Source organism: Kocuria kalidii (genome assembly GCF_044462225.1).
Taxonomy (GTDB): domain Bacteria; phylum Actinomycetota; class Actinomycetes; order Actinomycetales; family Micrococcaceae; genus Kocuria; species Kocuria kalidii.
This window is the reverse complement of sequence record NZ_JBISWJ010000039.1, coordinates 1-10,823: the sequence shown is the minus strand read 5'-3', so window position 1 is coordinate 10,823 and position 10,823 is coordinate 1. Positions and strand designations below refer to the sequence as shown.

General features: G+C 73.0%; 10 protein-coding genes. All 10 read right to left on the bottom strand.

The features are described 5' to 3' along the window. Positions 1-105: 105 nt before the first annotated feature. Positions 106-678, bottom strand: a complete 573-nt coding sequence (gene nrdR / locus ACH9D3_RS06050; protein WP_396398411.1) for a transcriptional regulator NrdR — start codon at positions 676-678, stop codon at positions 106-108. A gap of 6 nt (positions 679-684) precedes the next feature. Further along, positions 685-2,040, bottom strand: a complete 1,356-nt coding sequence (gene hisD, locus ACH9D3_RS06045; protein WP_396398412.1) for a histidinol dehydrogenase — start codon at positions 2,038-2,040, stop codon at positions 685-687. Positions 2,041-2,098: 58 nt separating this feature from the next. Continuing rightward, positions 2,099-5,647: a DNA polymerase III subunit alpha gene (gene dnaE, locus ACH9D3_RS06040; protein ID WP_396410252.1), complete on the bottom strand. Its 3,549-nt coding sequence runs from the start codon at positions 5,645-5,647 to the stop codon at positions 2,099-2,101. Between the two features lie 55 nt (positions 5,648-5,702). Next, the gene (locus ACH9D3_RS06035) at positions 5,703-6,653 is read right to left on the bottom strand and encodes an RluA family pseudouridine synthase (protein WP_396410251.1); all 951 of its coding nucleotides are present in this window, start codon (positions 6,651-6,653) and stop codon (positions 5,703-5,705) included. Beyond that, positions 6,646-7,236 (bottom strand): signal peptidase II, encoded by a 591-nt coding sequence (gene lspA, locus ACH9D3_RS06030; RefSeq protein WP_396398415.1) that lies wholly within the window; start codon positions 7,234-7,236, stop codon positions 6,646-6,648. Before lspA ends, ACH9D3_RS06035 begins: the two co-directional genes overlap by 8 nt. A gap of 154 nt (positions 7,237-7,390) precedes the next feature. Continuing rightward, positions 7,391-8,122, bottom strand: a complete 732-nt coding sequence (locus tag ACH9D3_RS06025; protein WP_396410250.1) for a DivIVA domain-containing protein — start codon at positions 8,120-8,122, stop codon at positions 7,391-7,393. A gap of 161 nt (positions 8,123-8,283) precedes the next feature. After that, positions 8,284-8,574 (bottom strand): YggT family protein, encoded by a 291-nt coding sequence (locus ACH9D3_RS06020; RefSeq protein ID WP_396398417.1) that lies wholly within the window; start codon positions 8,572-8,574, stop codon positions 8,284-8,286. A gap of 9 nt (positions 8,575-8,583) precedes the next feature. Next, complete coding sequence (locus tag ACH9D3_RS06015) at positions 8,584-9,105, bottom strand: cell division protein SepF (RefSeq protein WP_396398419.1); 522 nt, start codon at positions 9,103-9,105, stop codon at positions 8,584-8,586. A gap of 126 nt (positions 9,106-9,231) precedes the next feature. Further along, complete coding sequence (locus tag ACH9D3_RS06010; RefSeq protein ID WP_396410249.1) at positions 9,232-10,020, bottom strand: YggS family pyridoxal phosphate-dependent enzyme; 789 nt, start codon at positions 10,018-10,020, stop codon at positions 9,232-9,234. Next, entirely contained in the window at positions 10,017-10,751 is a 735-nt protein-coding gene (locus ACH9D3_RS06005; RefSeq protein ID WP_396410248.1) for a laccase domain-containing protein, read from the bottom strand. Before ACH9D3_RS06005 ends, ACH9D3_RS06010 begins: the two co-directional genes overlap by 4 nt. Positions 10,752-10,823 lie beyond the last annotated feature (72 nt).

Below are 10,823 nucleotides of genomic sequence, written 5' to 3'. Positions count from 1 at the left end.
CCGCGGCCCCCGGCGGGAGCCTGTTACGTTGACCACTCTACGACCCCCGTCCGGCCCCGGCAAGGGACACGCCGGGACGTTCCGGACGGGAGCGCGGGTCGGCGTTCAGAGCAGCCGCGGCTGCGAGACGCCCTCGTAGCCCTTGCCGCGCGACCGTCGGCCGGAGCGCCTCTTCGCGGCGGCGCCGATGGGCTCCACCGTGGCGGGGATCGTCTGCTGCCCGGTCTGCTCGGCCTGCTGCCGGCGCAGCAGGTCGATGGCCTCCTCGAAGTCGCCCAGGCCGTCGAACGCCTGGTACACGCTGGCGAAGCGGAGGTAGGCCACCACGTCCAGCCGGCGCAGCGGGGCGAGGATCGCCAGCCCCACCTCGTGCGCCTCGATCTCCGCGGCGCCCAGCGCCCGGATCGTCTCCTCGACCTCCTGGGCGAGCATCGCGAGGTCGTCCTCGCTCACCGGCCGGCCCTGGCAGGCCTTGCGCACCCCGTTCACGATCTTCTGCCGGTCGAAGGGCTCGGTGACGCCCGAGCGCTTGATGACCGAGATCGTCGTGGTCTCGACCGTGGTGAACCTCCGGCCGCACTCCGAGCACTGGCGGCGACGGCGGATCGCCGTCCCGTCGTCCGTGGTGCGGCTGTCGACGACGCGGGAGTCGGTGTGACGGCAGAACGGGCAGTGCACGTCGGATCAGCTCCCGGTGCGGATCGTGACGGCCCGGCCGTGCGCCGGCAGGTCCTCGGAGCCCGCCACGGCCACGATGTCGTCGCCGATGAGCGCGAGCGCCTCCCGGGAGTACTCGACGATCTGGACGGCCTTCATGAACGCGGTGGTGGACAGGCCCTGGGCGTGCACCGCCGTCCCGCCCGTGGGCAGCACGTGGTTCGAGCCCGCCGCGTAGTCGCCGAGCGGGACGGGGCTGTAGGGGCCCAGGAAGATCGCGCCCGCGTTGCGCACCCGCGCGGCGACCTCCTGCGGCTCTGCGGTGTGGATCTCGAGGTGCTCGGCGGCGTAGGCGTCGGCCACGGCGATCGAGGCGTCGAGGTCGTCGGTGAGCACGATGCCGGACTGCGGGCCGGACAGGGCCGTGGTGATCCGCTCCCGGTGCTTGGCCTCGGGCACCTGCACGGCCAGTTCCGCCGCGACACGGCCGGCGAGCCCCGGCGAGTGGGTGATCAGCACCGCTCCGGCGGCGGGGTCGTGCTCGGCCTGGGAGACGAGGTCGGCGGCGACGTAGGCGGGCACGGCCGTGTCGTCGGCCAGCACGGCGATCTCGGTGGTCCCCGCCTCGGCGTCCACGCCGACCACGGAGCGGAGCAGGCGCTTGGCCGTGGCGACGTAGACGTTGCCCGGACCCGTCACGGTGTCGACCGGCTCGAGCACGTCCTCGCCGTCCGTGACGCCGTGGGCCATGGCGGCCAGCGACTGGGCGCCGCCGATCGCCCAGACCTCGTCCACGCCCAGCAGCCCGGCGGCCGCGAGGATCGTGGGGTGCGGCAGGCCGCCGAACTCCTTCTGCGGCGGGCTGCAGAGCACCACCGACCCCACCCCGGCCGCCTGGGCCGGGACGACGTTCATGACCACGGACGAGGGGTAGACGGCGAGGCCGCCGGGCACGTACAGGCCCGCCCGCCGCAGGGGCGTCCACCGGTGCACGAGCACGGCGCCCGGAGCGACCTCGACGCGGGCGTCGGCCGGGCGCTGGGCCTGCGCGAAGGCCCGGGTGCGCTCGATGGCGGTCTCGAGTCCGCGGCGGACGGCCGGGTCGAGCTCGTCGACCGCCCGGCGGATCTCCGCGGGGTCCACCCGCAGCGCACCCTGCTCCACCCCGTCGAAGCGCTGCGCGTAGCGGCGCAGGGCGTCGGCTCCCTCGGCCCGGACCGCCGCGATGATCTCCTCCACGGCCTGCTCCGCGGAGGCGAGCGACGTGGAGCTCTGCCGGGGGACCGCCGCCCGCAGCTCGGACCAGGACAGGTGCCGGCCGCGCAGGTCGATCGTTCGCAGGGCGGGAGTCGTGGTCGTCTCAGCAGTAGTCACGCCTTCCATGGTATTCCACGGCGGCGCCGCGCCGGAGTCCGCACCTTGCGCTCCGCCGCCCGGTGGGCTACACCTCCAGGCAGGTCGGCCCGAGCAGCACCTTGAGGTCCCCGAAGAGGGCCGGCGACGGGTTCACCCGCAGGTCCGGCCCCAGGCGCAGGACCTGCACCTTCTGCCGGGTCTCGAGGTGGATGCGGACCTCGGAGTCCCCGCGGTGGTTGCGCAGCACCGCACCGATCTCCTTGACCGTCGCCTCCGTGGCGCGGAACTCGGGCAGGGCGATCAGCACGGGACCGCTATGACCGTCCGCCGAGAGCTCCGGAACGGTGAGCTCCTGCGCGGAGATCGTCACCGATCCGTCGTCCCGGCGCTGCAGCCGGCCCTTGATCACGCAGATCAGGTCCTCCGCCAGCACGCCCGCGATGGGGGCGTAGGCCTTGCCGAAGAACATGACCTCGATCGAGCCCGTCCGGTCCTCGAGCTCCACCCGGGCGTACGCGTTGCCCGAGGTCTTGGCGATCCGGCGGGACAGGGAGGTGATCATGCCGGCCACGGTCACGACCGCGCCGTCGGGCCGGCCGTCCTCGCCCAGGAGCGGCTGGACGGAGGTGTCGGCGTACTGCCCGAGCGCCTCGTCGAGACCGCGCAGCGGGTGGTCGGAGACGTAGAGGCCGAGCATCTCGCGCTCGAAGGCCAGCAGGTCCTTGCGCTCCCACTCGGGCACGTCCGGCACCGCGACGGTCAGGGACGTCGTGGGGTCCTCGTCGTCCATGCCCATGCCCCCGAAGAGGTCGAACTGCCCGGCGGCCTCCTGCCGCTTGACGGCCACCGTGGCGTCCACGGCCTCCTCGTGGCAGAGCACGAGCCCGCGCCGCGTGTGGCCGAGCCGGTCGAAGGCGCCGGCCTTCACGAGGGACTCGATGGTGCGCTTGTTGCACACCACCGCGGGGACCTTGGCCAGGAAGTCGTTGAAGGAGGTGAAGGCGCCGTGCTCCTCCCGCGCCTCGACCATGGCGCTGACGACGTTGGCGCCCACGTTGCGCACCGCGCCCATGCCGAAGCGGATGTCGGTGCCCACCGGGGTGAAGTTCAGCGCGGACTCGTTGACGTCCGGGGGCAGCACGGTGATGCCCATCCGGCGGCACTCGGTGAGGTACAGGGCGAGCTTGTCCTTGTCGTCCCCCACCGAGGTGAGCAGCGCGGCCATGTACTCGGCCGGGTAGTGCGCCTTGAGGTACGCCGTCCAGTAGGAGACGAGACCGTAGGCCGCGGAGTGGGCCTTGTTGAACGCGTAGTCCGAGAACGGGAGCAGGATGTCCCACAGGGCCTTGATGGCGGCCTCGGAGTAGCCGCGCTCCACCATGCCGCCGTGGAATCCCTCGTACTGCTTGTCCAGCTCGGACTTCTTCTTCTTGCCCATGGCGCGGCGCAGGATGTCCGCCTGCCCGAGGGTGAAGCCCGCGACCTTCTGGGCGATCGCCATGACCTGCTCCTGGTAGACGATCAGGCCGTAGGTCGTGTTGAGGATCTCCGCGAGCGGCTCCTCGAGCTCGGGGTGGATCGGGGTGATCTCCTGCTGGCCGGTCTTGCGCAGCGCGTAGTTCGTGTGCGAGTTCGCGCCCATGGGCCCGGGGCGGTACAGGGCGATGACGGCGGAGATGTCCTCGAAGTTGTCGGGGCGCATCATCTTGAGCAGCTGCCGCATCGGCCCGCCGTCGAGCTGGAACACCCCGAGGGTGTCGCCGCGGGCCAGCAGCTCGTAGGACTCGGCGTCGTCGAGCAGGAGGTTCTCCAGGTCGAGCACGAACCCGTCCTGGTTCAGGGTGATGTTCTCGATCGCGTCGGAGATGATGGTGAGGTTGCGCAGCCCCAGGAAGTCCATCTTGATCAGCCCGAGCCCCTCCGAGGTGGGGTAGTCGAACTGGGTGATCACCTGCCCGTCCTGCTCGCGCCGCATGATCGGGATGATGTCGATCAGCGGGTCCGAGGACATGATGACGCCGGCCGCGTGCACGCCCCACTGGCGCTTGAGGCCCTCGAGGCCCTCGGCGGTGTCGAAGATCTTCTTCGCCTCGGGGTCCTGGGCGAGGATCTCGCGCAGCTCGTCGGCCTCCCCGTGGCGCTTGGCGCTCTCGTCGTAGACGTCCTTGAGCGAGATGCCCTTGCCCATGACGTCCGGCGGCATCGCCTTGGTCAGCTTCTCGCCCATCGAGAAGGGGTAGCCGAGCACGCGCGAGGAGTCCTTCAGGGCCTGCTTGGCCTTGATGGTGCCGTAGGTGACGATCATGGCCACGCGCTCGTCGCCGTACTTCTCGGTGACGTAGTGGATCACCTCGGAGCGGCGGCGGTCGTCGAAGTCGACGTCGAAGTCGGGCATGGAGACGCGGTCCGGGTTGAGGAAGCGCTCGAAGATCAGCCCGTGCGCGAGCGGGTTGAGCTCGGTGATGCGCATGGCGTAGGCGACCATCGAGCCCGCGCCGGAGCCGCGGCCCGGCCCCACCCGGATCCCGTTGTTCTTCGCCCAGTTGATGAAGTCGGCGACCACCAGGAAGTACCCCGGGAAGCCCATCTGCAGGATGATGCCCTTCTCGTAGTCCGCCTGGCGCTGCACGTCCTCGGGGATCCCGCCCGGGAAGCGGTGGTGCAGGCCCCGCTGCACCTCCTCGACGAACCAGGACTCCTCGTCGTGGCCCTCGGGGGTCGGGAAGCGCGGCATGTAGTTCGCCGAGGTGTCGAACTCCACGTTGCACCGCTCGGCGATCTCGAGGGTGTTGTCGCACGCCTCCGGGAAGTCACGGAAGAGCTCGCGCATCTCGGCCGGGGACTTCAGGTAGAACTCGTCGGCGTCGAACTTGAAGCGCTTCGGGTCCGCGAGGGACGAGCCGGACTGGACGCACAGCAGCGCCGCGTGGGACGTCGCGTCCTCGGCGTGCGTGTAGTGCAGGTCGTTGGTGGCCACGAGCGGCAGCTGCAGGTCCTTGGCGAGCTTGAGCAGGTCGCCGGTGACCCGCTTCTCGATGCCCAGGCCGTGGTCCATGAGCTCGCAGTAGTAGTTCTCGGCGCCGAAGATGTCACGGAACTCCGCCGCGGCCTGCCGCGCCTCCTGGTACTGGCCCAGGCGCAGCCGGGTCTGGACCTCGCCCGAGGGGCAGCCCGTGGTGGCGATGAGGCCCTTGCCGTAGGTGTTCAGCAGCTCCCGGTCCATCCGCGGCTTGTACAGCTGCCCCTCGAGGGAGGCCAGGGAGGAGGCCCGGAACAGGTTCTGCATGCCCTGCGTGGTCTCGGCCAGCAGGGTCATGTGGGTGTACGCGCCGCCGCCGGAGACGTCGTCGCGGCCGCCGTCGGCGAACTTCACACGGGTGCGGTCCGAGCGCGCGGTGCCCGGGGTCAGGTAGGCCTCGACCCCGATGATCGGCTTGATCCCCGCGTTACGGGCCTTGTTCCAGAAGTCGAAGGCGCCGAACACGAAGCCGTGGTCGGTCGTCGCGAGGGAGGACATGCCGAGTTCGTGGCAGGCCGCGAAGAGGTCGTCGAGGCGTGCCGCACCGTCGAGCATCGAGTACTCGGTGTGCACGTGCAGGTGGGTGAAGCTGTTCTTGCCGGATGCCGTCGTCACCCGACCAGTGTAGTCGCCCGCACCGTCTGCCCCGCCCGGCCGCGGGCCCGCCGGATCAGGCCGGGCCTCCGTCCCGGAGGGTCTCCAGCGCGAACGACAGGTCCGGCGGATAGGGGCTGTCGAACTCGACCGGCTCCCCCGTCCCGGGGTGCTCGAAGCCGAGCCGCTGGGCGTGCAGCCACTGCCGGGTCAGCCCCAGCCCGGCCGACAGCGCCGGGTCCGCGCCGTAGGTCAGGTCGCCGCAGCACGGGTGGCGCAGGGCCGAGAAGTGCACGCGGATCTGGTGGGTGCGCCCGGTCTCGAGGTGGACCTCCACGAGGGCCGCACGCCCGAAGCCCTCGAGCACCTCGTAGTGGGTGATCGAGGCGCGTCCGCCCTCGACCACGGCGAAGCGCCAGTCGTAGCCCGGGTGCCGTCCGATCGGCGCGTCGACGGTCCCGCGCAGCGGGTCCGGCAGGCCCTGCACGACGGTGTGGTAGACCTTCGTGACCGTCCGCTCCTTGAACGCCCGCTTGAGCGCGGTGTACGCCCGCTCCGTGCGGGCCACGACCATCAGCCCGGACGTGCCGACGTCGAGCCGGTGCACCACCCCCTGCCGTTCGGGGGCGCCGGAGGTGCTGACGGCGACGCCGGCGCCCGCCAGGGCCCCGACCACGGTCGGGCCCTTCCAGCCCGGGGAGGGGTGCGCGGCGACCCCCGGGGGCTTGTCGATCACCACGATGTCGTCGTCCAGGTGCACCACGCGGAAGTCGTCGACCAGCTGCGGCACGATCCGGGACGGGTCCCCGGGGACGGGCACGTGCACCGTGAGCGTCTGCGAGGCCTCGACCCGGAAGGACTTGGCGACCGGCCGGTCGCGGTGCAGCACGCGGCCCTCGGCGCACAGGCCCGCGGCGGCCGAGCGGGAGAGCCCGGTGAGGGCGGCCACCGCCGCGTCCGCGCGCTGTCCCTCGAGCTCCGGCGGCACGGTGAAGCGTTCCGCCGTGTGCTCCGCCGGCTCAGCCACGGGCCTCGTCCTCACCCGGCGAGGCCTCGAGCCGGTCGGCGTCCGTGACGCCGGAGCCCGTGCGCGTGCCGTCGAGCTCCCGGCCGAGCAGGGTCAGGAGCACCACGAGCGACACCCCCACGACCACGCCGCAGTCGGCGATGTTGAAGATCGCGAAGCGCGGCACGGCGATGAAGTCGACGACGTGGCCCACCCCGAAGCCCGGCTCCCGCAGGAGCCGGTCGGTCAGGTTGCCGAGAGCCCCGCCGAGGACGAGGCCCAGGGCCAGCGCCCACGGGGCCGAGCGGACCCGGCGGAGGGTCAGCACGATGAGGACGGACACGACCGCCATCACGACGGTGAAGACCCAGGTGATGTCCGCACCGAGGGAGAACGCGGCGCCCGGGTTGCGGATGTGCTGCCACCACAGCAGGCCCTCGACCACGGGGGTGCGCTCGCCCAGGGCCATGGTGGCGACGACCCACCACTTGGTCAGCTGGTCCACGGCGTAGACCGGCAGCGCGGCGGCCGCGGCGATGAGCAGCACCGTCCGCGGCGCGGCGCGGTCGGGCGCGCCGACGGGGACTTCGGGGTGCTCGCTCATGCTCTCCTCGAAAGGCGGTTCGGGCACCGGGCGGTGCCGGTGACGGAGTCGTGCTCCATGGTGCCACGTCCGCCGTGCGGGTCCGGGCCGGACGACGACGGAGGGACCGGCCCGTGGCCGGCCCCTCCGCGGGTCGTGGGTCCCGGCCCGGGGCTCAGGCCTGCTCGGGCCGGGACGTGCCCGCGACGCCGTCCGTGGTCGGCGCGGGCTCGAGGGACGGGGTCGTGTCCAGGTCCTGGAGCTGGTCCTGGATGAACACCTTGAGGTTGGTGCGGTAGTCGTGCTCGAAGGCGCGCAGCCCCGACACGCGGGCCTGCAGCGCGGCCTGCTCCTCCTGCAGCGCGTCGAGGGTCTCCTCCCGGGTGCGCCGGGCGTCCGTGACGAGCTCCTCGGCCTGGACGCGGGCCTCCCCGACGATCCGGTCCCGCTCGGCGGTGCCCTCGGCGACGTACTCGTCGTGCAGCTTCTGGGCCATCGCGAGCACCCCGGCCGCGGACCGGGCCGCACCGGGAGCGGGCTCGGTCCCCGCCGGGACGGTCTCCGGTGCCCCGGTCGCGGGCGCCGCGGTCGCGGCCGGCTCGGCCGCGCCGACCTGGGCGCCGCCGGTGCCGGCGTCGAGGGACTCCGCGCCGGCCGACTCCGCACCGGGCAGGTCCGCACCGGGGACGTCCGGCGCGGAGGCGGGCGACGGCGCCGACTCCCGCGGGGCGACGGGCTGCCCGGCGGCCTCGAGCTGCTGCTTGAGGTCCGCGTTCTCCTGGTTCAGGCGGCGCAGCTCCACGACGATCTCGTCGAGGAAGTCGTCGACCTCGTCCTGGTCGTAGCCCTCCCGGAACTTGGTGGGCTGGAAGCGCTTGTTGATGACGTCTTCGGGCGACAGGGCCATGAGTTCAGTTCTCCTTCGGCGGGGTGCGGGCCGCGTGGCCGGCGGTGCGGGGCCCGACCGGCCGGGCCCGGTGGTCGGGCGGTGCGAGGACACCGGCGGGTCCGGTGCGGACCGGGCCGGATCGGGTCAGGTCAGATCAGGTCAGATCAGATCAGATCAGATCAGATCAGCATCGAGCCGACGATGCCCCGGACGATGCTGACGGCGAAGATGAGGATGAGGAAGCCGAGGTCCAGCGACACCCCGCCGAAGCGCAGGGGCGGCACGAGCCGGCGCAGCAGCCGCATGGGCGGGTCGGTGACCGTGTACACGGCCGAGGCCCCGATCAGGGCGGCGCCGTGGGGCCGCCAGCTGCGGGCGAACATCTGCACCCAGTCGAGGACCAGGCGCACGAGCAGCGCGACGTACACGAGGTGCAGTGCCAGGTACAGCACGGAGAGCAACATGTCCATCGGTCCGCCTCAGTCCTCCTGGTGGTCGTCGGTCTCGTCCTCGCCGCCGGCGGGGTGCCCGACGACCTCCACGTAGGACGGGGTGAGCAGGAAGACCTTGCCGGTCACCCGCTCGATGGAGCCGTGCAGGGCGAAGACCAGGCCGGCGGAGAAGTCCACCAGCCGCTTGGCCTCGGCGTCGCCCATGTCGCTGACGTTCATGATGACGGGCGTCCCCTCGCGGAAGGCCTCGCCGATGGACTTCGCGTCGTTGTAGGAACGCGGGTGGACGGTGGTGATCGTGCGCAAGGTCGAGCTGTCCTCTCGAGAGCTGGAGGGGGCGCGTTTGATGGGGGTGACCGGTGCCCGGTACTCGGCCGACCGGCGCGGCGCGGCCACGGCCGTGGACTCGTGCGCGCGGGCCTCGCGCGGCTCCTCGCGGACCGCGACGGCCGACGGGTGCTCCTGGCGGGACGGCGTCGTGTCGTCGTAGTCCTCGTCCGTCTCGGCGAGGCCGAGATAGATCATGGTGCGGCGCAGCGCTCCGGCCATGGTGCTCTCCTTGACTGTCTGTGCGGATGACGGCGGTGGGGGGTTCCGGGATCCTCGGACCGCCCGGCGCCCGGTGTGCTGCGCGGAACGCGGTACGGCCCTGGCCCCGCGGGGCCGTCCTCAAAGCTATCCTACGGGCGCCCGGGGGCCGAGGATATCGGAGCCGACGCGCACGTGCGTGGCTCCCCGGGCGACCGCCTCCTCCAGGTCCTCGCTCATGCCCGCGGACACGGCCGTCGCCCCCGGCAGGGCCTGCCGGAGCTCCTGCGAGATCTCGAGGAGGCGGTCGAAGGCGGGCCCCGGCGGCTCCCCCAGGGGGGCGACGGCCATGACCCCTCCGGCGCGCAGGCCCTCCGTCCCGGCGATCCGCTCGGCGAGCCCGACGACGTCCTCGGGGCGGGCCCCGCCGCGGCGCTCCTCGGCGTCCAGGGACACCTGGACCAGGCACGTCAGGTCCTCGTCCGCGCACGGCCCGGCCGCCGCGTCCCCGGCCGCCACCGACTCCCGGTGCCGCTGCACCGCCTTGCCGAGCGCGGTGACCAGCGAGGCGCGGTCCACGGAGTGCACCCACGACGCGTAGCGCACGACGGACTTCGCCTTGTTGGACTGGAGCTGCCCCACGAAGTGCCAGGTCACCGGGCCGTCCACGAGACCCGACACCTCTCGCGCCTTGGCGGCGGCCTCCTGGTCCCGGTTCTCCCCCACGTCCCGGACGCCGAGCCCGTGCAGCCGGGCCACGTCCGCGGCGGGGAAGAACTTCGTCACGGCGATCAGCACCGGCTCCGCGGAGCCCGGCTCCCGCCCGGCGGCGGCGATCCGGGCCCGCACCCGGTCCAGGGACCGGGCCAGCTCCAGGGTCCGAGGGTCGCCCCCGCCGCGGTCGACGGTGGGGTCGGCGGCGCGGCCGGCGCTCACGCGGAGACCTCCGCGCCCGGGCGCGCGGGCCACACGAGTCCCACGATGCGGCCGGAACCGGGATCCCGGCGGTGCGAGGACAGTGCCTCGTTCTCGCAGGTGCACGAGGACCCGGAGGACACCGTCGGCTCGACGACACGGACCGCCAGTGCGGACAGCCGCGCCCGGGCCCCGGCGCGGAGGTCGAGCGCCGGGGTCCCCCAGGACGTCGTGGCGGCCACGGCGGGGAGCCGCCGCACGGCCTCCTCGCGCATGGCGGCGGGGACCTCGTAGCAGCTCCCGCAGATCGAGGGGCCGAGCCATGCCGACAGCCCGCGCGCGCCACGGGCCCGCAGCTGCTCGACCGATCGCTCGAGCACGCCGTCGAGCAGGCCCCGGCGGCCGGCATGGGCCACCCCGGTGACCGGACCCCGGGGTCCCTCCCCCACCAGCAGCACGGGCACGCAGTCGGCGACCATGACGGCCAGCGGCACGCCCCTCGCGGTGACCGCGGCGTCCGCGGTCGGGACGGCCGGGCGGTCGTGCTCGTCCGCGTCGGCGACGTCGGTGCCGTGCACCTGCTCGAGGAACACCAGCGAGCCGCCGGGGACGCCCATCGACCGTTCGAGGGCCGTGCGGCGGGCGCGCACGGCGTCCGCGTCGTCACCCGTGTGCAGCGCGAGGTTGCCCGCACCGCGGTCCGTGAACGCCACCCGGACCCCCTGTCCGCCGTCGCCCTGCCACCAGAACACCGGATCCTCCTGTCGAGCCGCGTGGTCGTCCTGCCACCGCCGGGGCCGGCGGGGCGAAGCACCCGGGGGCGG

Bases quoted from the DNA above. Each gene is read 5' to 3' on its own strand.
- ACH9D3_RS06020 (WP_396398417.1), bottom strand. From the start codon at position 8,574: ATGGACATGTTGCTCTCCGTGCTGTACCTGGCACTGCACCTCGTGTAC.
- ACH9D3_RS06025 (WP_396410250.1), bottom strand. From the start codon at position 8,122: ATGGCCCTGTCGCCCGAAGACGTCATCAACAAGCGCTTCCAGCCCACC.
- hisD (WP_396398412.1), bottom strand. From the start codon at position 2,040: ATGGAAGGCGTGACTACTGCTGAGACGACCACGACTCCCGCCCTGCGA.
- ACH9D3_RS06015 (WP_396398419.1), bottom strand. From the start codon at position 9,105: ATGGCCGGAGCGCTGCGCCGCACCATGATCTATCTCGGCCTCGCCGAG.
- lspA (WP_396398415.1), bottom strand. From the start codon at position 7,236: ATGAGCGAGCACCCCGAAGTCCCCGTCGGCGCGCCCGACCGCGCCGCG.